This window comes from Enterobacter cloacae complex sp. 382A5 (assembly GCF_050031095.1).
GTDB lineage: Bacteria > Pseudomonadota > Gammaproteobacteria > Enterobacterales > Enterobacteriaceae > Enterobacter > Enterobacter cloacae.
The window spans coordinates 4,313,456-4,333,798 of record NZ_JBLGVK010000001.1 but is presented as its reverse complement, the minus strand read 5'-3'; the positions used below and the strand labels follow the sequence as shown (position 1 = coordinate 4,333,798).

The window sequence follows — 20,343 nt, the reverse complement described above, 5'->3', positions numbered from 1 at the left end:
CTGTTTCAATTTCGTAAAATTAGGTAAAAGGCTGGTCTCCGTTCATACTGCTCTTTAGAATCAAGCCATTCGCTTTTTATACTGCGCTTTGTTAAGGAATTCTCATGCTCAAATCAACACTGGCGGCTGTCGCAGCTGTGTTTGCTCTTTCTGCCGTTTCCCCGGCTGCGCTGGCAGCAAAAGGGGACCCTCATGTTCTGCTGACCACCTCCGCAGGGAATATTGAGCTGGAACTGAATAGCCAGAAAGCCCCGGTTTCTGTGAAAAACTTCCTCGACTACGTAAACAGCGGCTTTTACAACAACACCACCTTCCACCGCGTGATCCCAGGCTTTATGGTGCAGGGCGGCGGTTTCAACGAGCAGATGCAGCAGAAACAGCCGAATCCACCGATCAAAAACGAAGCGGACAACGGCCTGCTGAACACCCGTGGCACCATCGCCATGGCGCGTACGGCGGATAAAGACAGCGCTACCAGCCAGTTCTTTATCAACGTGGCGGATAACGCCTTCCTCGACCACGGCCAGCGTGACTTCGGCTATGCGGTGTTTGGTAAAGTGGTAAAAGGAATGGACGTGGCGGACAAGATTTCTCAGGTACAGACCCACGACGTTGGGCCATACCAGAATGTACCATCCAAACCGGTCGTGATCCTCTCTGCAAAAGTACTGCCGTAATCCTCTTTGACACGGGCGCGTCTCGCCCGTGTTGTTAGCCCTCCCTGCGAAAGCGCGTTTTGCTGCTTATACTTTGGCAAACGGACATATTCAGGGAGGCGTTAAGTGAAAAAACTCACCGATAAGCAAAAATCCCGTCTCTGGGAGCTGCAGCGTAACGTCAATTTTCAGGCCAGTTGTCTCCTTGAAAAGGGTCATGGTCCTTCAGATCCCCAGATTGAGACGCTGGAACTTGGGCCTTCAGCGCCTGGGTTGCCCCATCTGTGCCTTATTCACCGCCATCTGTATCGCAGAGAGATGAAACGGGCAGGTGAATACCGTACGGACGATATTTTCAAAGGGGAGATTCCTTTTTGCCATTTCGAATACATTGAGAAGATGGGCAATGAATTGATGTCGGCACTGGAAAGCGACCGGTACCTGGTGGGTCTTCAGAAAGAGGAGTTTATCGAGCGGATAAGCCATTACTATTGTGAAATCAATATGCTGCATCCTTTTGCGAGCGGTAATGGCATTGCGCAGCGCGTTTTCTTTGAACAGCTGGCGATCCATGCGGGTTACCTGCTGGACTGGCGCGATATCGATCCTGAGCAGTGGGTCGCGGCTAACCAGAGCGGCGCAACGGGAGATTTGTCCGCCCTGAACGCTATCTTTGCCAAAGTAGTGAGCGAAGCGCGGGAATCTGAGTAGAATAGGGCGGCATTTTTTTCGGGAGCCGCCATGATTCTGCTGATTGATAACTACGATTCCTTCACCTGGAACCTTTACCAGTATTTTTGTGAACTGGGTGCAGAGGTGGTTGTCCGCCGTAACGACGACATCAGCCTGACCGAGATTGATGCGCTGTCCCCAAAGAAAATCGTTATCTCGCCGGGGCCGTGTACCCCATCGGAATCGGGTATTTCTCTGGATGTGATCCGCCACTACGCCGGCAGGCTGCCGATTCTTGGCGTCTGCCTTGGCCATCAGGCCATCGGGCAGGTGTTTGGCGCCACCATTGTCCGTGCTGCCAGGGTGATGCACGGTAAAACCTCACCGGTTACCCACACCGGCACGGGCGTGTTTAGCGGGTTAAATAACCCGTTAACCGTCACGCGCTACCATTCTCTGGTGATTGACCCGCCGACGCTGCCCGACTGCTTTGAGGTGACCGCCTGGAGCGAGACGCAGGAGATCATGGGCATTCGCCATCGTGAATGGGATCTCGAAGGGGTGCAGTTCCACCCGGAGAGTATTCTCAGCGAACAGGGGCACCAGCTGCTGGCTAATTTCCTCAATCGCTGAATATCTGTTGCCTTGCTGTGATTTTTTATGCATATTTTGTGATTATATTTTCACAATCAATGTGACATAAAATGGATGGTCATGACATGGCAACTGAACAATCTGCAATTACCCGCGCGACATTCGATGAAGTCATTCTGCCGATTTATGCACCGGCCGAGTTTATTCCGGTAAAGGGAAAAGGCAGCCGCGTCTGGGATCAGCAGGGGAAAGAGTACGTGGATTTCGCCGGGGGGATTGCGGTGACGGCGCTGGGGCATTGCCATCCTGCACTGGTCGAGGCACTGAAAACCCAGGGCGAAACCCTGTGGCACACCAGCAACGTCTTTACCAACGAACCGGCGTTGCGCCTGGGGCGCAAGATCATTGACGCGACTTTCGCCGAGCGCGTGCTGTTTATGAACTCCGGGACCGAAGCCAACGAAACCGCCTTCAAGCTGGCGCGCTACTACGCTTCCACACGCCACAGCCCATACAAAACCAAAATCATCGCTTTCCATAACGCTTTCCACGGTCGTTCGCTGTTTACCGTTTCCGTTGGCGGCCAGCCGAAGTATTCCGACGGCTTTGGTCCGAAACCCGCCGATATCATTCATGTGCCGTTTAACGATCTGCATGCGGTGAAAGCGGTGATGGATGACCATACCTGCGCGGTCGTGGTTGAGCCGATTCAGGGTGAAGGTGGCGTGACGGCGGCAACGCCGGAATTCCTCAAAGGGCTGCGCGCGCTGTGCGATCAGCATCAGGCGCTGCTGGTGTTTGATGAAGTCCAGAGCGGGATGGGGCGTACCGGCTCCCTGTTCGCCTATATGCACTACGGCGTGACGCCGGATATTCTGACCAGCGCCAAAGCGCTCGGCGGCGGCTTCCCGGTCAGCGCGGTGCTCACCACCCAGGAGATCGCCTCCGCGTTCCACGTTGGCTCTCACGGCTCCACCTACGGCGGAAACCCGCTGGCCTGCGCCATCGCCGGTGCGGCGTTTGATATCATCAATACGCCGGAGGTATTAAGCGGCGTTCAGGCGAAGCGCGAGCTGTTCGTGAAACATCTGCAGCAGATCGACGAAACGTACGACGTCTTCAGCGAGATCCGTGGCATGGGACTGCTGATTGGCGCTGAGCTGAAGCCGCAGTACAAAGGCCGCGCACGCGATTTCCTGCACGCCGCTGCTCACGAAGGGGTGATGGTGCTCAACGCTGGCCCGGACGTGATGCGCTTTGCGCCGTCGCTGGTGGTCGAAGAGAACGATATTGAAGATGGATTAACCCGCTTTGCCGCGGCGGTCGCGAAGATCGTTAAAGGCTAATACTCGGTTCGTTTTAACCGCCGCGTTAACCAGATGCCGTGATGCGGACGCTGACGCCATGCCACCGACGAAATGGTGTGCATGGTGTTCAGATGCCCCAGAATGCGTTGCAGATGCTGCTCCAGCGTGCTCATTGGCCCGTGGGTGAGCGTTTCCGGCGCTTCCAGAATGTTCGAATCCCCCGATTCACCCGGCGCGTCATACTCCAGACGCTGCTGACACCGCTGCAGGGCAATCTCACACGACTGCAAATAGCGCTGCGCCAGGTCCGGCGTCAGCATGGTATGTTCACGCGCCAGCGTGGTCATCGCGTTGATATGTTCGACGATGAACTGGCTGTGCGTCACCCAGAGCTTCATATCCGCCAGATAGTGCGAGTTAAAGCCGGGCTCCTGCATCGCCTGATTCAGCGAGTTGAACAGGGCGTTATGCGCCTGGTTGACCTTCATCCGCTGATACGCCAGCGGGGAGGGCTGCGGATCGTCGCTCAGGATCAGGCGGATAGCCTGCTGGTCGGCCTCCAGCGCGTCGTGGGCGTTCTGCCTGAGCAGGCCGCTTTGCCATTGTGGCCACAGCCAGACCATACCACCAAAGGCAATCAGACAGCCAATCAGGGTATCAATAAGCCTGGCGACAATAAACTGTTCGCCATTGAGCGTAAGCAACTGCAGGGTGTATACCGCCGTGACCGTAAAGCCCACCATCGCCCAGCCGTAGTTTTTGCGGATGATCAGGTAGCTCACCAGGGTAATCAATAGCATGCCTGCCAGCGTATAGCCTTCCGGCACGTGGAAGTGCAGCGTTACGCCGGCGATAATCAACCCCGCCATGGTTCCGCCTGCCCGGTGCAGAATACGCACTCGCGTGGCGCCGTAGCCGTTCTGGGTGACAAACAGTACCGTCATTAATATCCAGTAGGGTTTGGGTAGATGCAGCGCCATGCCCATCAGGCTGGCGATGCTCAGCATCACGCTAATCCGGGCGGCGTTGCGCAGGGCGGAAGATTTAAACGAGAGATAGCTTTTAAGCGCAGGCAGCAGCGGCAGGCGCTTTTGCTTATCCGCCATCAGATCGCGGGGATAGAGCGGGCGCTGGGTACGCAGGACGCGGGCAATACGGCTGAAGTGCCAGGCGGCAAACTGGCCTACCGGGTTATCCTCATGCTGGCGGGCGATTTTCTCCAGTGCGCCGAGCTGCTTGTCCATGTTAAAGCGGGTGGGGTAACGGTGATAAAGAATGTCGTCGGCCAGTACCCGCAGGCGTGCGGACACGGTCTGCGCGTTCCAGCGGATCACCGCTTCGGCATGGCTGCGCTCCACCAGCTTTTGCACCTCCTTCGGGTGGTGCAGGCTCACGGAGATATGCTCCTGCAGATCAAGCCCCACCTGGAAGGTACGCAGCAGCCGTTTATATTCGTGGTTCTTGTTGGCGGCCAGCATATGCAGTTGCTGGTAGCACTGGCTTATCAGATCCACCACCTTCTGCTGGCGCGTCAGCAGCGGCGGCAGCGATTTTTCCGGGTCGGTATGCTGGGTCAGCAGTGTGTATTTGGCTTCGCAGTACTCCGCAAGCTGGACATAGAGCAGGCTCAGGGATTCACGCAGCGGCTGTTCCCGCCACAGCCAGAACCAGAACCAGTTAAACAGGCCATACCATAGCGTACCAAGGGCGTAGATCAGCAGCGGCTCCCACACTGGCATGTTACCTGCGAGACTCAGGGTAAAGATGGCCGCGATGAGTGAGGCGGGCAGTAAACGCGCGTGCAGCGAACTGATTTCGGCGGTCACCCCCAGCGTCATCGCCAGCACGCTCAGGATCAGCGGCAGCGGAATATCGCGGGCCAGCAAAAGCTGCACGGCCAGGCTACACCCGGCAAACAGCGAACCGCCGATAATCAGACGTTTGAAAAAACGCTTATGCGGGGTGTCGAGACCGGCAATGTTGCAGCAGGCGGGAACCAGTGAAAACAGCAGCCCCTGCTGAAGATGCCCAAGGATCAGGCCCACGGCCACAGGAAGGCACAACACCAGCGTTTGTCGCAGTGCGTAGTTAACTTCCGGGTGATAAATCAGCCTGCGCCACATGGGGAGTAGAGACAAAAACGGCGTGACACCTTGTGATGGCACGCCGTTTTATCGGGATTAACGGGTTCCGTAAACCACGATGGTTTTACCGTGGGCGGAGATCAGGTTCTGATCTTCCAGCATTTTCAGGATACGGCCCACTGTTTCACGGGAGCAACCGACGATCTGACCAATTTCCTGGCGGGTAATTTTAATTTGCATGCCGTCAGGGTGGGTCATAGCGTCTGGCTGTTTCGCCAGGTTCAGCAGGGTCTGCGCGATACGGCCGGTCACGTCCAGGAAGGCGAGGTTACCCACTTTCTCTGATGTCACCTGCAGACGGCGAGCCATCTGCGAAGAAAGACGCATCAGGATGTCAGGGTTAACCTGAATCAACTGACGGAATTTCTTGTAGGAAATTTCAGCCACTTCACATGCTGTCTTTGCACGAACCCAGGCGCTACGTTCCTGGCCTTCTTCAAACAGGCCCAGTTCACCGATAAAATCGCCCTGGTTCAGATAAGAAAGGATCATCTCTTTCCCTTCTTCATCTTTGATCAGCACTGCCACCGAGCCTTTGACGATGTAATACAACGTTTCCGCTTTTTCACCCTGGTGAATCAGCGTGCTCTTCGATGGGTACTTATGAATGTGGCAATGAGACAAGAACCATTCGAGAGTCGGGTCTGTTTGCGGTTTGCCAAGCACCATGCGCTGTTATCCTCTGTTATAAGCTGTCACCAGAGTCATAAGATGCATCCGGACTCTGGGGTTGCAATCGAATTCTTACCCATACCTGGGAAGTCGGCTGTCGTAACGTTTCGCAGCCAGTAAAGTTTGATGTCCTCTGCATACATGTGTAACGTCAATGTATTACTGTAGCATCCAGAGTGTTTTAGCATAGCTTTCGCCGCGTGTCTCCTGGTGTCTCGCTTCAGCATGACGCAGGTCGCCTTCCATTGCGAGAAATGTAACGCACGCGTAATCTGTCACCAAAAATGCAACGTTGGAGCTAATGAATATGCAAGCGCGCGTGAAATGGGTAGAAGGTTTAACGTTCCTGGGCGAGTCCTCGTCGGGACACCAGATTTTGATGGACGGTAACTCCGGCGATAAAGCACCCAGCCCAATGGAAATGGTGCTGATGGCGGCAGGGGGATGCAGCGCGATTGACGTGGTGTCGATTCTGCAAAAGGGCCGTCATGATGTGACCGACTGTGAAGTCAAGCTCACGTCAGAACGTCGCGAAGAGGCGCCACGCCTGTTCACGCACATTAACCTGCATTTTGTTGTCACCGGGAAAGCGCTGAAAGATGCTGCCGTCTCACGCGCGGTGGATTTGTCTGCGGAGAAATACTGCTCTGTGGCGTTAATGCTGGAGAAAGCGGTAAAAATTACCCATTCGTATGAAGTGATCGAGGCGTGATTGATGGGGCATCGTGCGTGTTGATGCCCTCACCCTAACCCTCTCCCACCGGGCTGAGGGTTACCCACAAAATAATGCCTGCACGGAGGACCCCCTCTCCCTTGAGGGTGTACGGTCCGGGGACATAGTGAACACTTGTTCGGGGACATGGTAGACACTTACAACTAAGGCATAAGAACCCGTTTATGGAGTCGCTTATGCCCTGGGATGCGAGAGATACCATGTCATTACGTACTGAGTTTGTTTTGTTCGCCTCGCAGGACGGGGCGAACATCCGTTCCCTCTGCCGTCGCTTCGGCATTTCACCTGCCACCGGCTACAAGTGGCTTCGCCGATGGGGGGAGGAAGGTGCCTCCGGCCTTCAGGACCGCCCGCGCATACCGCACCATTCCCCGAACCGCTCATCTGACGACATCACCGCCCTGCTGCGTATGGCCCATGACCGCCATGAACGCTGGGGCGCACGCAAGATAAAGCGCTGGCTGGAAGACCGGGGGCACCGTATGCCCGCCTTCAGCACCGTTCATAACCTGATGGCCCGTCACGGCCTGCTGCCCGGTACTTCTCCGGGCATTCCCGCCACGGGGCGGTTCGAACATGACGCGCCGAACCGGCTCTGGCAGATGGATTTTAAGGGCCACTTTCCCTTTGGCGGTGGCCGCTGCCATCCGCTCACCCTGCTGGATGACCACTCCCGTTTTTCCCTGTGCCTGGCGCACTGTACCGATGAACGGCGTGAGACCGTGCAGCAGCGGCTGGTCAGCGTGTTTGAGCGTTACGGCCTGCCGGACCAGATGACGATGGATAACGGCGCCCCGTGGGGAGACACCACCGGCACCTGGACGGCGCTGGAGCTGTGGCTGATGCGCCACGGTATCCGGGTGGGACACTCCCGGCCGTATCATCCGCAGACGCAGGGCAAGCTGGAGCGTTTTCACCGCAGCCTGAAGACGGAGGTGCTGCAGGGTAAGTGGTTCGCGAACGAGGGCGAACTGCAGCGCGCCTTCGACCACTGGCGGACGGTCTATAACCTTGAACGCCCGCATGAGGCGCTGGACATGGCGGTACCGGGCTCGCGGTATAAGCCGTCTGCACGGCAGTACAGCGGTAACATAACGCCCCCGGAATACGACGAGGGTGTGATGGTCAGGAAAGTGGATATCAGCGGAAAGCTGAGCGTGAAAGGGGTAAGTCTGAGCGCGGGCAAGGCGTTCAGGGGAGAACGGGTCGGGCTGAAGGAGATGCAGGAAGACGGCCGCTACGAGGTGTGGTGGTACAGCACAAAAGTGGGGGTGATCGACCTGAAGAAAAAGTCGATCACCATGGGTAAAGGATGTTAAAAAGTGTTCACCATGTCCCCGAACACCTGTCTACCATGTCCCCGGACCGTACAGAGGGAGAGGGTTGGGGTGAGGGGGAACATATGGCTGTAGAGGTCATTCCGTTCACTTTATGTTCCTTGCTACTCTGTAACGACATAGCCCGTGAACGTGCCAGGGTGGCTCAGTCGCCACCCCCCTGGCGACCCGGGCTCCCGGCGGTAAATCGCCGCTTCGCGGTGCCCTCGGCTTATTCCTTCCGGCTTATCGGGGACGGGCGGAGGTAACATATATGGACGCTCCCGGAATGCAACGTTTTCTTCAGTTCAGCAATTAAACGGGTAGATGCAGCCATATATCCGGTTTCTGATAGGATTTATTTATCCCGAACCATGATGAAATCCGCCAGACAGGTACCAATCATCCTCTTCGGGCTGACTTGCCCTTGTTGCCTCTCGGTGTATCCTGCCTGCGGTCTTACCTGTTTTGCCATCTTCTGAAGTCAACTGCACCTACCAGGACGTAACTCTTTTTCAGCACCTCGTCAGGTTGACTGGCCTTGTGTCAGGCGGCCTGACGAGGCTTATATTCCGTGTCGTGTGTCAGCATTGACCACATTATTCTCGACGTTTTTGCCGCCATCGCGACAACTGCAACATTGTAGTGCTTCCGCTCAAGCAGCCCCTGAAGCCAGGCATTCTCCTCAACTGAGCCTTTCCGGTTGACCCAGGCTGTCAGTGCTCGTGCGCCGTGAACCAGAAGGTATCGGAAATATCCATCTCCGCGTTTGCTTATCCCGCCCAGTTGCTGTTTGCCGCCACTGGAATGTTCTTTTGGTGTCAGCCCCAGCCATGAAGCGAATTGCTTTGCGGTGCTGAATTGTTGGGCATTACCCACTGCTGCTACCACATAAGTGGCCGTTAGCATGCCTACCCCAGGGATTTTGGCCAGTCTCTGGCAGGCCGTCTGCGTTTTATACCAGGAGGCCAGAGCTTCTTCTACCTGTTTAATCTGCTCCTCAAGTTCCCGGATATGGTTAGCCTGTCTGTAGATGCTGGCTCTGACAAAGGGAGATAAACCATTTTCGCTGTCTTCCAGAATGGCTGGTAGCTCACGGGTTAAATGGCTTTGTCCGGCTGCAATCGTAATACCAAACTCAGCAAGTGTGGCTCTTAAACTATTGGAACAGGCGATCCGCTCGCGGATAAGTATTCCCCGTTCAGTGTGTAACGCTAAAACGGCCTGCTGCTCTTCGGTTTTTATCTGTACAAAACGCATATTCGGGCGGGTTACCGCTTCGCAGATTGCTTCAGCATCTGCTGCATCCGTCTTGTTCGTTTTGACATATGGCTTCACATATTGCGGAGGAATCAGTTTTACCTCATGGCCGTGACGACTGAATAATCGTGCAAAATGATGGCTGGACGAGCAGGCCTCCATGCCAATCAGGCAAGGTTCCAGTTGAATGACAAACTGAACGAATTTGGCCCGGGTTAGCCTTTTACGCAAAACTGTATGACCTTCGTGATCGACACCATGAAGCTGGAAAACGTTCTTTGCCAGGTCGATACCAAGAGTTGATACTTTCATGTGGACGCTCCTCATTTTTCAGGACGTATTGCAACGATCCAGTCTGGTACCTTGATACCGCAAAATCTGGAGCGTCCATCTCATTATCCCTGTAAATCCGCCCTCTCGGCGCATCCATGCGCCTCGCCCCGGCCTGCAGGAAACGCCTCAGCGATTTACAGCCGGACCAGGGCGTCGCTGTAAGTCATTAATTTTACTTAAACAATTTTCGTCGCTTTCGGTAAAAAATTACTGGGGATCCCTCAACCCACCGGCAGAGGGAATATGATTATGCGATCTGTTTCCCTTCCATCAACCGCTGCACCAGCGGCGTCATGATCAGCTCCATCGCCAGCCCCATTTTTCCGCCGGGCACCACTAACGTATTCATGTGAGAAATAAACGAACCCTGCAGCATCGCCAGCAGCCAGGGGTAATCGATGCCGTCGAGATTGCGGAAATGGATCACCACAAAGCTCTCATCCAGCGACGGGATACTTTTGGCCGCGAACGGGTTGGAGGTGTCCACCGTCGGCACACGCTGGAAGTTGATGTGGGTGCGGGAAAACTGTGGTGTCAGGTAATTGATGTAATCTTCCATTGAGCGAACGACCGAATCCATCACCGCCTCACGCGAATGGCCGCGTTCGCTGATGTCTCGCGTCAGCTTCTGGATCCACTCCAGGTTAACGATTGGCACCACGCCGACCAGCAGATCCACATGTCGCGCCACGTCGTGATGCGGCGTCACCACGCCGCCGTGCAATCCTTCGTAAAACAGCACGTCGGTAGGTTCCGGCAGCGGCTGCCAGGGGGTAAAGGTGCCCGGGACCTGATTCCAGGGAACGGCTTCGTCGTAGGTATGCAAATATTTGCGGGACTGGCCTTTGCCGCTTAGGCCGTACTCCTGAAACGTTTGCTCCAGCAGGCCGAAGTCATTGGCCTCCGGGCCGAAGTAGCTGATGTGTTTGCCCAAATCACGCGCTTTGCGGATGGCCATATCCATCTCCGGGCGCGTATAGCGGTGAAAGCTGTCGCCTTCGACCTCCGCCGCGCGGAGATTCAACTGGGCGAAAATCTTGCGAAACGCGAGGCTGGTGGTGGTGGTTCCCGCACCACTCGACCCCGTAACGGCAATAACCGGATGTCTGGCAGACATAGCAACTCCCTGACTGGAAAGGTTGAAAGATCAGCCGTGAAACGCGTTGCGGGGCATGATATTGACCGTCTCATGCAGTTCAGACCACACCAGCACCACGTCGCCGCTTTTAAGCTGGCGTTTAACATCGTTGACCTTTTGCTCAAGCGAGCGTTCATGTTCACCATAATCGGTGCCTTCACGCAAGACAAAGCTTTCAATCAGATTATCGAGCGTTTCGGGCGCCAGATCCTGCCAGGGGATAATCATGTTGCACCGTCCAGGTAAGGGGTTAACCAGTCAGGAATGCGCGTCTCCAGCCACATTTTCGGGCGACGCAGCGTTCCGCCGACAAACCCCACGTGACCGCCGTGCTCGGTCAGCTGGTAGTGAACGTTGTCGGGCAGAAATTCCTGTGCAGGGATGGAGTGATGATCCATAAACGGGTCATCTTTCGCGTGAATGATCAGCGTCGGCTGAGTGATCTTGCTGAGCAGCGGCATGGCGCTGCACTGACGATAGTAGTCAATGGCATCGGCGAACCCATGAATTTTGGCGGTGATCAGGTCGTCGAACTCACGAATGCGGCGGACCTTTTTCAACTGTCGCAGGCTTACTGGCAGGGTATCCGGATAGGCCTTCAGCTTGCGCGCCGCATTGGCTTTTAGCAGGTTGAGCAGGTAGCGCTGATAGACCCGGGAAAAGCCTTTCTCCATGTGGTAACTGCACTGTTCCAGCATGAAGGGGGCAGAGACAATCACCGCGGCATTCAGCGGTACCGCGTCTCCCTCTTTGGCCAGCAGACAGGCCAGCATATTTCCGCCGAGCGAATAGCCCACCGCCGCCGTCGGCACAGTGCCGAAATTATCCCGCAGCCAGTGCAAAAACCAGGTGCCATCTTCGGTTTCGCCGGAGTGATAGATGCGTTTCTGACGATTCGGCTCGCCGCTGCATCCCCGAAAATGCATCACCACGCCCAGCCAGCCGCGCGCTTTTGCCGCCTGGATTAACCCATGGGCATACGGGCTATGCAGGCTGCCTTCCAGACCGTGAAACACCACCAGGCGGGGTTTATGGCGCGCCTGTTCGGGATCTTCGCTCCAGGCGAGATCCAGAAAATCACCGTCCGGCAAATCCAGCCGCTGCCAGTGCGGAGTGAACTGCACCTTGCGCCGGATCAGGCGCGGCAGCATGGTCTGCAGGTGGCGGTTGGCCACGCCGCGCATGGGCACGAAATCAGTGCTGTCTTCGGCGGTGAGGTCGAAGTCTGAGGGAATGATTTGGGTCATAAGGGCGATGCTGATTCTTGTCAGAAATTTACTATACCTTCCGAATTGTACCCCGTTTAGCCTGGTTTTCCGAAGCATGAACTGATCCCGATCACAAATATTTACCTTGATTATTACTCTCAGGCTAATGATTCCACTCTACGCTTAATTGATGCCTTTTCCGCCAGGGTGCAGACTTTACTCAGCGTTAAGCAAATCAAAATGATGTGCTGAATCAGGAGGTTAATAATGTTATCTGGGCAAATACCCACCCGGCAATGGAACACCCGACGCAGCGAAAAAGCGCGTCGTCTGGCCTCCGTACCGGTGCAGGGCAAGGTTCTGCCAACCGGCGACCTTGTCGCCATGCTGGAAAAGCTGATCGCGCCAGGCGATAAGGTCGTTCTGGAAGGCAACAACCAGAAGCAGGCGGATTTTCTTTCCCGCTCGCTGGCCGAAGTAAACCCGCAAATTGTGCATGACCTGCACATGATCATGCCAAGCGTTGGCCGCAGTGAACATCTGGATATCTTTGAGAAGGGCATTGCCCGTAAGCTGGACTTCTCCTTCTCCGGCACACAGAGCCTGCGCATCTCCCAGCTGCTGGAGGATGGTCAACTCGAAATCGGTGCTATTCATACCTATATCGAACTGTATTCACGTCTCTACGTTGACCTTTCACCAAACGTGGCGCTGATCGCCGGGTTTAAAGCAGACCGCAAAGGCAATCTCTACACCGGGGCAAGTACCGAAGATACCCCGGCGCTGGTGGAGGCCGCCGCGTTCCACGATGGCATCGTCATCGCACAGGTTAACGAGCTGGTGGACGACGAATGCGACCTGCCGCGCGTTGATATCCCAGGCTCCTGGATTGACTACGTGGTGGTGGCCGACAAGCCATTCTTTATCGAACCGCTGTTTACCCGCGACCCGCGCCTGATCAAACAGGAACATATCCTGATGGCGATGATGGCCATCAAAGGCATCTACGCTGAACATCAGGTGCAGTCTCTGAACCACGGGATCGGTTTTAACACCGCGGCAATTGAGCTGCTGCTGCCCACTTACGGTGAACAGCTCGGCCTGAAGGGCAAAATCTGTAAACACTGGACGCTGAACCCGCATCCGACGCTGATCCCGGCGATTGAAAGCGGCTGGGTGGAGAGCGTGCACTGCTTCGGCGGCGAACTGGGGATGGAAGAGTACATCCGCGCCCGTCCGGACGTGTTCTTCACCGGTGCTGACGGCTCCATGCGCTCCAACCGCGCCTTCTGCCAGCTGGCGGGCCAGTACGCGGTGGATATGTTTATCGGCTCAACCCTGCAGGTGGATGGTTACGCCAACTCCTCAACGGTGACCCGTGGTCGTCTCTCCGGCTTCGGCGGCGCGCCGAACATGGGCCATGATCCACACGGCCGTCGCCACGCCACTCCGGCCTGGCTGAACATGATCACCGAACCCGACCCGATGCAACGCGGTAAAAAACTGGTCGTGCAGATGGTGGAAACCTTCCAGGCGGGCGTGAAGCCCACCTTCGTGGAAAAACTGGACGCCGTTGACGTGGCGAAAGCCTCCGGCATGCCGCTGGCACCGGTGATGATTTACGGCGATGACGTCACCCACGTGCTGACGGAAGAGGGGATTGCCTACCTCTACCGGGCAAAAGATCTGGAAGAGCGTCGCGCCATGGTCGCAGCCGTGGCCGGTATCACCGATATCGGTCTGGGCGTGGATGCCAGACGCGTGGCGGAACTGCGCCAGAGCGGCAAGGTCGTGTACCCGGAAGACATGGGGATTCGCCGTACTGATGCCACCCGCTCTCTGCTGGCGGCGGGCAGCGTGGCTGACCTCGTTGAGTGGTCCGGCGGTCTCTACAACCCACCTGCGAAATTCCGGAGCTGGTAATGACACTTCTGCCCCAGATTCAGGTTGAAGGCGGTGCCGAATGGCTGGCGCGAACCGCCACGCAGTGTCTGATTGACGAAGCACGCTTAAGCCCGAAACCCGGTCTGGTGGACAGTCGGGGGAACGGTGCGCACCACGATTTATCGCTTGCGCTGATGGAGCGCTCCGCGCACAGCCTGACCTCCACGTTTCAGGCGCTGGCGCAGCAGAGCTGGCAGCGTCCGGCGGATATTGCCCTACGGCAAACCGTTGGCCGCCTTGGCCGTGAAGGCGAACGGCAGATGATGATCGCCACCGACGGCGTGAATACGCACCGTGGCGCAATCTGGGCGCTGGGACTGCTGGTGAGCGCGGTGGCGATGCTGGGCGGCGACGCCCGCGCGCAAACCGTCGCTAACACCGCCGCACAGCTGGCGAAACTCCCGGACGACGCGGCACCGAAGGTGTTCAGTAAGGGGTTACGCGCCACGCACCGCTACCGCGTACCGGGCGCGCGTGAAGAAGCTCAGCAGGCGTTTCCGCACATCATGCAGCGCGCGCTGCCGCAGCTTCGCCTGAGCCGTCTCAACGGCAGCAGCGAAACAAACGCCAGACTCGACGCGCTGATGGCAATCATGACTTCGCTCACCGATACCTGCGTGCTGTCGCGCGCCGGAATGGAGGGGCTGGACGCCATGCAGAACGGCGCCCGGGCGGTACTGAACGCCGGAGGATGCGCAACGCTCGCGGGGCAGCAGGCGCTGGCGCGGTTAGATCGCCAGATGCTGACGCTCAATGCCTCACCGGGCGGTGCCGCCGACCTGCTTGCCGCCACGCTGTTTCTTGACCGTGTCGAAACGCCCTATTCAAAGCATTAAGAGGATGTTATGGAAAAAATCACATTGACCATGCCAGCCAGCCGCACGTTAAGCGGCCGGGCGCTGGCAGGGGTAGTTGGATCCGGGGATATGGAAGTGCTGTTCACCGCCGAACCGGGCCAGACCTTAACCATTGATATCACCACCTCCGTCGACAACAGCCGTGGGCGCTGGGAGGCGTTATTCAGCCGCCTGGAGACCGTCAGCAGTCTGCCCGCAGGCAAACTGACCATCCACGACTTTGGCGCGACGCCGGGCGTGGCGCGCATTCGTATCGAACAGGTTTTTGAAGGGGTGAGCCATGCGTGATGACAGCAGCTTTATCGAATTAAAAGCGCGCCAGCGTGCGCAGGCGTTGCTCGACGAGGGCAGCTACCGCGAACTGCTGGATCCGTTTGCAGGCATTATCTCTCCGTGGTTGGGGCCACAGGGCATTGTGCCTCAGGCCGATGATGGCATGGTGGTCGCGAAAGGGACTATCAACGGCCAGCCTGCGGTCGTCGTGGCGATTGAAGGCGCGTTCCAGGGCGGCAGCATGGGCGAGGTCTCCGGCGCGAAAATGGCAGCAGCACTGGAGCTGGCGGCGGAAGATAACCGCAACGGCATTCCGACTCAGGCGGTGCTGTGTCTCGAAACCGGCGGCGTACGCCTGCAGGAAGCTAACCTCGGCCTGGCGGCGATTGCTGATATCCATGCAGCGATTGTTGACCTGCGTCGCTACACGCCCGTTATCGGGATTGTGGCCGGGACCGTGGGCTGCTTCGGCGGGATGTCCATCGCCGCGGCGCTTTGCAGCTACCTGATTGTGACCCGCGAAGCGCGTCTGGGGCTAAACGGCCCGCAGGTTATTGAGCAGGAAGCGGGCATTGAAGAGTACGACTCCCGCGACCGTCCGTTTATCTGGAGCATGACCGGCGGTGAGGTTCGCTATCAGAGCGGGCTGGTGGACGCGCTGGTCGGCGACGGGGTGAATGCGGTGAAAGCCGCGATGAACGAGGCCATCGCCAAAGGCGTCCCGGCAAAACATCGCACCGATAACTACGACGATTACCTGAACCGCCTGATGAATTTCGACACCCGCAAGCAGGCCGATGCCGAACAGATTAACGCGCTTTTTGCCCGGGAGGTGAAATGATGAGTAACGCAATGAGCCGTGGCGAACGCTGGCTGGAAACCCTCGCCCCGAACGCCAAACGTATTGAGGGGCTGTGCCCGTCCGTGCAGGCGGCAGACGGCGAGCTGAACGGTGAAACGGTACGTTTTATCGCCGTAGTGCCGGATGCCAACAACCACTTCCCGCGCGCGGCGAAAGGGGAAGTCGGCCTGCTTGAAGGCTGGACGCTGGCGAAAGTGGTCAGCGAAACCGTCGCGGCAGATGCTGATAAAGCCGTTAAGCGCCCGATTGTGGCGGTGATCGACGTCCCAAGCCAGGCTTATGGCCGTCGCGAAGAGGCGTTTGGTATCCACCAGGCGCTGGCAGGCGCTGCGGCCGCCTACGCCAACGCGCGCCTGGCGGGTCATCCGGTAATTGGCCTAATTGTGGGTAAAGCCATGTCCGGCGCGTTTCTGGCGCATGGCTACCAGGCCAACCGCCTGATTGCTTTTAACGATAAAGGCGTGCTCATCCATGCCATGGGGAAAGCGTCTGCCGCGCGGATCACCCTGCGCAGCGTGGAGGCGCTGGAAAAACTGGCCGCCACTATTCCACCTATGGCGTATGACATCAGCAACTACGCCACGCTGGGGCTGCTCTCCAGCCTGCTGGATATCAGCAACCCGGATGCTCCATCCGATAGCGACCTGACGCTGGTGAAAACCACCCTGCAACAGGCCATCAGTGACGCTCGTCAGGATCCGACGCTGAAAAGCCGTCTGGGTGCTGACAATCGCCGCAGCTCGGCGCTCGTACGCGAACGTATGCGCGCCAGCTGGTAAGTAAAAAGAGACCTGCCAGATGCACAACCGCACGGGCGTATCCGTTACGCCCGTGCGGGAAACTGCATCCTGAAAATAATAATCATCGCGCCAGTGCTACTTCTTTTTAATCACAGGTGATTTATGACTTACGTAATTGTTCATGCTCTCGCACCGATTTTCGTCATCATGCTGCTGGGATTCTGGGCCGGTAAGGCAAAGATGGTCGATAACAAAAATGTTTCCCTGCTCAATATCTTCGTCATGGATTTTGCGCTGCCTGCCGCGCTGTTCAGCGCGACCGTGCAAACCCCGTGGACCGGTATCGTGGCGCAGTCGCCGCTGATCCTGGTACTGACTCTGGCGATGTGGATCACCTACGCAGCCATCTATTTCCTTGCCACGAAGGTCTTTAAAAAATCCCCTCAGGATGCGGCCGTGCTGACGCTCACCGTCGCGCTGCCAAACTATGCGGCGCTTGGTCTGCCGATTCTGGGCAGCGTGCTGGGTGAAGGATCTACCACGTCTCTGTCTGTGGCGGTCTCTATTGCCTGCGGGTCCGTGCTGATGACGCCGTTCTGTTTGCTGATTCTGGAGCGGGAAAAAGCGCGCGCTGAGGGCAATACCTCCGGCTCAACCCTCTCTATGCTGCCGGTGCTGATGTGGCGATCCATTAAAAAACCGATCGTGATGGGGCCTCTGCTGGGGGTGATTTTATCCGCCATCGGCATCAAAATGCCGGAACTGGTCCTCTCTGCAATTAAACCGTTGGGGCTGTCTGCCACCGCTGCGGCGCTGTTCCTGACTGGGGTGATCCTCTCTGCCCGTAAGCTGCAGATCAACACCATGGTGATCACTTCCACCATCGCTAAGCTGCTTATCCAGCCAGCCATTGCCTGGGGTATCGTTTTAATCTTCGGTCTGCACGGCTCCGTGGCGATCACCGCTATTCTGATGATTGCGCTGTCTGCGGGCTTCTTCGGGGTCGTGTTTGGTAACCGCTTTGGCGTGCAGTCACCGGATGCAGAAGCGGTACTGCTGTTAAGCTCAGTTCTGTGTATTCTGTCGCTGCCGCTGTTTATCTCGCTGACTTCAGGAATGTAATCATGACCACAACATTACGCCCCCACGACCTCATCTGGCTTACCTCGCGCGACGCGCTGGAAGGTATTACTGAAACCTGGGTGGATGCCGCCTGGCATACCGGCCTGCCGGTAGTGGTGCGGCGTGATGTTGATAACGATGACCGAATCCCCGTTGGCGTGCGCGGACTGCGCCGCGACCAGCGGGCGGCTGGATGGGTGAAGCCCGGGAATGTGTTACGCGTGGTGTCACCTGAAGAGCTGTGCGTCACCGCCGATCTGCTGCGTTCGCCGTTTGTCACCCAGCCACCGGTTCAGGTGGCGTTACAGCTTGCTCAGCAGTCGTGGCCTTGGACATGGGGCATAACCGGCAGCACCGGCTATGCGCTGGCGACCGGCATTCCGGTGATCCATGCCGACAGCGATCTTGATCTGCTGATCCGCGCCCCGCAGCCGATATCACCCGACGCGTTTACCGCCTGGCAGTCGCAGTTGAGTGGTGCGCTGTGCCGGGCTGATACCCAGGTGGATACGCCAGAGGGCGGATTCGCGCTGGCGGAGTGGCTGCGCGATGGCAAAACGCTGCTGAAAACCCGCCGTGGGCCACGCCTGGTGGCAGACCCATGGCGCAGGGAGGAGTGATGAAAATACTGTTTACCTTTCCGGGGCAGGGTACGCAGCATGAAGGTATGCTGCAAAACCTGCCGGGAACGGAACTGGCTCAGGCGCGTGAGGTGCTGGGCAACGAAGTTGATACGCTGGACAGTGCCGCCTCGTTAACCCATACCCGTGCGGTTCAGCTTTCTCTGCTGATTGCTGGCGTGTCCTGGGCGCGCGAGCTGGAGCGACGTGACGTGTCGCCTGACATCGTCAGCGGTTTATCGATTGGCGCTTATCCCGCGGCGGTAGTGGCAGGGGCGCTGGAATTTTCGGACGCGCTTAAGCTGGTGGCGCTGCGTGGCGACCTGATGGAGCAGGCCTGGCCCCACGGCTACGGCCTGACGGCCATCATGGGCTTAACCCTGCCGCAGGTGGAACAGCTTATCGAGGGTAGCGGAACGTATATTGCTAACCTGAATGCCGAAACGCAGATCGTCATTGCCGGATCCGATGAAGGGATGGTGCAGGTGGCAAAACGCGCCCTGGAAAAGGGGGCGAGCAAAGTGCAAAGGCTGGCAGTCAGCGTGCCATCCCATTGTGAACTGCTGGCGGAGCCGGCACAAAAGCTGGCGGCGGCGTTTGAGTCCGTCACGCTGGCTCGTCCACGCTGTGCGTACCTGAGCGGCAGCACCGGGCGCGTGCTCTGGCAGCCGGAAAAGATCGCGGACGATCTGGCGATGAACATGGCGCGTACGGTGCGCTGGCAGGAGGCGATGATTTCCGCTAACGAACGCGAAGCCCGGCTGGCGATCGAGATGCCGCCCGGCGGGGTACTGACCTGTCTGACGCGACAGGCCGCGTGGGAAGGGGAGACCCTTTCACTGGAGCGCAGCGGTGTGGATGTGGCGGTGCATCTGGCGGGTCGGCTTCGTGCGTGAATTTTTAGCCCGGTAGCGGCTGCGCCTTACCGGGCCTACGGGTTCGGTTGCCTTGTTTTGTATCACACACTTTCCTGCAGGCTGCGCGCATACATCCGCCCTTCGGCGGCTAATGCCCGCAGGCTCGGGTCCTGCTCGCGGTTGCGGGCGAACACAATCGCGATAAGCTGCTGCATCTGATACGGTTCTGCCAGCTTCAGTAGCTGCACCGAATTTTCGTAGACCTTCTTCATCCTGCCCGGCATCAGCGTAAAGCCGACGCCCGCCTGAACCAGGCTGAGCATTGAGAAAATGTCATTCACGCGGGTGACGATTTCCGGTTCAAATCCAGCGATATGAAATGCCTCCTGGAACCCCGCATAGGTGGCAAACCCTTCTGCCAGCGAGACAAATTTCTGATCTTTATAATCGCGTAAATCCGCCAGCCCGCTGGTATTCAGCGTGGCAGAGGCAGGCGCGGCCAGGAAAATGTCATCATGAAACAGGGGGAGGACTTCAAGGCTGTTGCGGTCGATATTGCTTTCGGAAATCGAGATGAGGATCGCGTCCAGCGTACCGTCGTCAAACATATGCAGCAACGTATCGTTGGAGCCCATGGTCAGATCCATCTCCAGATCCGGGCGACGCAGCTTCATGCCCATGATCAGGCGCGGCACGGTTTCCAGCGTCAGCGAGTAGAGCGTGCCGACGCGCAACCGTCCCTGACCAATACCGGCGACTTTACGGGACTCTTCCAGCCCGCGCTCCATCACCTGCATAACCTCCTGACAATACTCCAGCAGCGTCCAGGCGGACGGAAGGGCAATCAGGTTACGTCCCTTATGGGTAAAGAGCGGACAGCGAACGTTCTCTTCCAGAGTATGCAGTGCACGATGCACGCTGACGCCGCTCAGACCCAGCGTTTCGGCAGTACGCGCGATATTGCCCTTCTCCATAAACGTCATGAAGATGCTGAGCTTACGGAATGTAATGTCGCTCGTGATATCGAAACCCATA

21 protein-coding genes are annotated in these 20,343 nt (G+C 57.4%); 14 read left to right on the top strand and 7 right to left on the bottom strand.

What is annotated here, in order from left to right; translation table 11 throughout:
* The first annotated feature begins 104 nt into the window (after positions 1–104).
* The 4 genes from ppiA (at position 105) to argD (ending at position 3,268) form a co-directional block, all read left to right on the top strand.
* Positions 105–677, top strand: coding sequence for a peptidylprolyl isomerase A (ppiA, locus tag ACQG2G_RS20560; protein WP_013099061.1), 573 nt, complete (start codon positions 105–107; stop codon positions 675–677).
* Between the two features lie 105 nt (positions 678–782).
* Positions 783–1,367, top strand: coding sequence for a putative adenosine monophosphate-protein transferase Fic (locus ACQG2G_RS20555; RefSeq protein WP_248766661.1), 585 nt, complete (start codon positions 783–785; stop codon positions 1,365–1,367).
* A 30-nt stretch (positions 1,368–1,397) separates the two neighbouring features.
* Positions 1,398–1,961 carry an aminodeoxychorismate synthase component 2 gene (gene pabA / locus ACQG2G_RS20550; RefSeq protein ID WP_040022682.1) on the top strand — a complete coding sequence of 188 codons (564 nt, stop codon included), beginning with the start codon at positions 1,398–1,400 and terminating at the stop codon, positions 1,959–1,961.
* Between the two features lie 86 nt (positions 1,962–2,047).
* Positions 2,048–3,268: a bifunctional acetylornithine/succinyldiaminopimelate transaminase gene (gene argD, locus ACQG2G_RS20545; protein ID WP_014833535.1), complete on the top strand. Its 1,221-nt coding sequence runs from the start codon at positions 2,048–2,050 to the stop codon at positions 3,266–3,268.
* Here argD and ACQG2G_RS20540 read toward each other — a convergent pair.
* Both ACQG2G_RS20540 and crp read right to left on the bottom strand, forming a co-directional pair.
* Positions 3,265–5,352: a YccS/YhfK family putative transporter gene (locus ACQG2G_RS20540; protein WP_013099057.1), complete on the bottom strand. Its 2,088-nt coding sequence runs from the start codon at positions 5,350–5,352 to the stop codon at positions 3,265–3,267. The two genes, argD and ACQG2G_RS20540, sit on opposite strands and share 4 nt — an antisense overlap.
* Positions 5,353–5,409: 57 nt before the next feature.
* Positions 5,410–6,042: a cAMP-activated global transcriptional regulator CRP gene (crp, locus tag ACQG2G_RS20535; RefSeq protein WP_000242758.1), complete on the bottom strand. Its 633-nt coding sequence runs from the start codon at positions 6,040–6,042 to the stop codon at positions 5,410–5,412.
* A gap of 310 nt (positions 6,043–6,352) precedes the next feature.
* Here crp and ACQG2G_RS20530 point away from each other — a divergent pair, with 310 nt between their 5' ends.
* The gene (locus ACQG2G_RS20530; protein WP_028027906.1) at positions 6,353–6,757 is read left to right on the top strand and encodes an OsmC family protein; all 405 of its coding nucleotides are present in this window, start codon (positions 6,353–6,355) and stop codon (positions 6,755–6,757) included.
* A 197-nt stretch (positions 6,758–6,954) separates the two neighbouring features.
* The gene (locus ACQG2G_RS20525) at positions 6,955–8,097 is read left to right on the top strand and encodes an IS481 family transposase (protein WP_426722954.1); all 1,143 of its coding nucleotides are present in this window, start codon (positions 6,955–6,957) and stop codon (positions 8,095–8,097) included.
* A gap of 543 nt (positions 8,098–8,640) precedes the next feature.
* On the opposite strand, the gene ACQG2G_RS20520 is transcribed toward ACQG2G_RS20525, so the two are convergent.
* From ACQG2G_RS20520 to ACQG2G_RS20505, 4 genes are all read right to left on the bottom strand, one after another.
* On the bottom strand, positions 8,641–9,666 hold the full coding sequence (locus ACQG2G_RS20520; RefSeq protein WP_048971459.1) for an IS110 family transposase: 1,026 nt from the start codon (positions 9,664–9,666) through the stop codon (positions 8,641–8,643).
* A gap of 268 nt (positions 9,667–9,934) precedes the next feature.
* Positions 9,935–10,804: a phosphoribulokinase gene (locus ACQG2G_RS20515; protein ID WP_013099054.1), complete on the bottom strand. Its 870-nt coding sequence runs from the start codon at positions 10,802–10,804 to the stop codon at positions 9,935–9,937.
* Positions 10,805–10,834: 30 nt separating this feature from the next.
* A complete protein-coding gene (locus tag ACQG2G_RS20510) occupies positions 10,835–11,053 on the bottom strand; it encodes a YheU family protein (protein ID WP_013099053.1) in 219 nt (72 codons plus the stop codon).
* Complete coding sequence (locus ACQG2G_RS20505) at positions 11,050–12,072, bottom strand: hydrolase (RefSeq protein ID WP_230136927.1); 1,023 nt, start codon at positions 12,070–12,072, stop codon at positions 11,050–11,052. Before ACQG2G_RS20505 ends, ACQG2G_RS20510 begins: the two co-directional genes overlap by 4 nt.
* A 228-nt stretch (positions 12,073–12,300) precedes the next feature.
* On the opposite strand from ACQG2G_RS20505, the gene mdcA reads away from it, so the two are divergent.
* The 8 genes from mdcA to mdcH all read left to right on the top strand — a co-directional run bounded on the left by mdcA (position 12,301) and on the right by mdcH (position 19,347).
* Positions 12,301–13,956, top strand: a complete 1,656-nt coding sequence (mdcA, locus tag ACQG2G_RS20500) for a malonate decarboxylase subunit alpha (protein ID WP_013099050.1) — start codon at positions 12,301–12,303, stop codon at positions 13,954–13,956.
* Complete coding sequence (locus ACQG2G_RS20495) at positions 13,956–14,813, top strand: triphosphoribosyl-dephospho-CoA synthase (protein WP_013099049.1); 858 nt, start codon at positions 13,956–13,958, stop codon at positions 14,811–14,813. The genes mdcA and ACQG2G_RS20495 overlap by 1 nt, the downstream gene beginning before the upstream one ends.
* Before the next feature lie 9 nt (positions 14,814–14,822).
* Positions 14,823–15,122 (top strand): malonate decarboxylase acyl carrier protein, encoded by a 300-nt coding sequence (mdcC, locus tag ACQG2G_RS20490; RefSeq protein WP_029882152.1) that lies wholly within the window; start codon positions 14,823–14,825, stop codon positions 15,120–15,122.
* Entirely contained in the window at positions 15,115–15,948 is an 834-nt protein-coding gene (locus ACQG2G_RS20485) for a biotin-independent malonate decarboxylase subunit beta (RefSeq protein ID WP_013099047.1), read from the top strand. The genes mdcC and ACQG2G_RS20485 overlap by 8 nt, the downstream gene beginning before the upstream one ends.
* The gene (gene mdcE / locus ACQG2G_RS20480; RefSeq protein ID WP_048972480.1) at positions 15,948–16,748 is read left to right on the top strand and encodes a biotin-independent malonate decarboxylase subunit gamma; all 801 of its coding nucleotides are present in this window, start codon (positions 15,948–15,950) and stop codon (positions 16,746–16,748) included. The genes ACQG2G_RS20485 and mdcE overlap by 1 nt, the downstream gene beginning before the upstream one ends.
* A 123-nt stretch (positions 16,749–16,871) precedes the next feature.
* Entirely contained in the window at positions 16,872–17,831 is a 960-nt protein-coding gene (locus ACQG2G_RS20475; protein ID WP_029882149.1) for an AEC family transporter, read from the top strand.
* A gap of 2 nt (positions 17,832–17,833) precedes the next feature.
* Positions 17,834–18,451, top strand: coding sequence for a malonate decarboxylase holo-ACP synthase (locus ACQG2G_RS20470; RefSeq protein ID WP_023619825.1), 618 nt, complete (start codon positions 17,834–17,836; stop codon positions 18,449–18,451).
* On the top strand, positions 18,451–19,347 hold the full coding sequence (mdcH, locus tag ACQG2G_RS20465; protein ID WP_061772522.1) for a malonate decarboxylase subunit epsilon: 897 nt from the start codon (positions 18,451–18,453) through the stop codon (positions 19,345–19,347). Before ACQG2G_RS20470 ends, mdcH begins: the two co-directional genes overlap by 1 nt.
* A gap of 62 nt (positions 19,348–19,409) precedes the next feature.
* Here the strand turns inward: mdcH and ACQG2G_RS20460 are convergent, their stop codons facing one another.
* Positions 19,410–20,342 carry a LysR family transcriptional regulator gene (locus tag ACQG2G_RS20460; RefSeq protein WP_348596174.1) on the bottom strand — a complete coding sequence of 311 codons (933 nt, stop codon included), beginning with the start codon at positions 20,340–20,342 and terminating at the stop codon, positions 19,410–19,412.
* Position 20,343: the final 1 nt, after the last annotated feature.

Coding starts and splice junctions, on each gene's coding strand:
- ppiA (WP_013099061.1), top strand. CDS start 105: ATGCTCAAATCAACACTGGCGGCTGTCGCAGCTGTGTTTGCTCTTTCT.
- pabA (WP_040022682.1), top strand. CDS start 1,398: ATGATTCTGCTGATTGATAACTACGATTCCTTCACCTGGAACCTTTAC.
- argD (WP_014833535.1), top strand. CDS start 2,048: ATGGCAACTGAACAATCTGCAATTACCCGCGCGACATTCGATGAAGTC.
- ACQG2G_RS20540 (WP_013099057.1), bottom strand. CDS start 5,352: ATGTGGCGCAGGCTGATTTATCACCCGGAAGTTAACTACGCACTGCGA.
- crp (WP_000242758.1), bottom strand. CDS start 6,042: ATGGTGCTTGGCAAACCGCAAACAGACCCGACTCTCGAATGGTTCTTG.
- ACQG2G_RS20530 (WP_028027906.1), top strand. CDS start 6,353: ATGCAAGCGCGCGTGAAATGGGTAGAAGGTTTAACGTTCCTGGGCGAG.
- ACQG2G_RS20525 (WP_426722954.1), top strand. CDS start 6,955: ATGCCCTGGGATGCGAGAGATACCATGTCATTACGTACTGAGTTTGTT.
- ACQG2G_RS20520 (WP_048971459.1), bottom strand. CDS start 9,666: ATGAAAGTATCAACTCTTGGTATCGACCTGGCAAAGAACGTTTTCCAG.
- ACQG2G_RS20515 (WP_013099054.1), bottom strand. CDS start 10,804: ATGTCTGCCAGACATCCGGTTATTGCCGTTACGGGGTCGAGTGGTGCG.
- ACQG2G_RS20510 (WP_013099053.1), bottom strand. CDS start 11,053: ATGATTATCCCCTGGCAGGATCTGGCGCCCGAAACGCTCGATAATCTG.
- ACQG2G_RS20505 (WP_230136927.1), bottom strand. CDS start 12,072: ATGACCCAAATCATTCCCTCAGACTTCGACCTCACCGCCGAAGACAGC.
- mdcA (WP_013099050.1), top strand. CDS start 12,301: ATGTTATCTGGGCAAATACCCACCCGGCAATGGAACACCCGACGCAGC.
- ACQG2G_RS20495 (WP_013099049.1), top strand. CDS start 13,956: ATGACACTTCTGCCCCAGATTCAGGTTGAAGGCGGTGCCGAATGGCTG.
- mdcC (WP_029882152.1), top strand. CDS start 14,823: ATGGAAAAAATCACATTGACCATGCCAGCCAGCCGCACGTTAAGCGGC.
- ACQG2G_RS20485 (WP_013099047.1), top strand. CDS start 15,115: ATGCGTGATGACAGCAGCTTTATCGAATTAAAAGCGCGCCAGCGTGCG.
- mdcE (WP_048972480.1), top strand. CDS start 15,948: ATGAGTAACGCAATGAGCCGTGGCGAACGCTGGCTGGAAACCCTCGCC.
- ACQG2G_RS20475 (WP_029882149.1), top strand. CDS start 16,872: ATGACTTACGTAATTGTTCATGCTCTCGCACCGATTTTCGTCATCATG.
- ACQG2G_RS20470 (WP_023619825.1), top strand. CDS start 17,834: ATGACCACAACATTACGCCCCCACGACCTCATCTGGCTTACCTCGCGC.
- mdcH (WP_061772522.1), top strand. CDS start 18,451: ATGAAAATACTGTTTACCTTTCCGGGGCAGGGTACGCAGCATGAAGGT.
- ACQG2G_RS20460 (WP_348596174.1), bottom strand. CDS start 20,342: ATGGGTTTCGATATCACGAGCGACATTACATTCCGTAAGCTCAGCATC.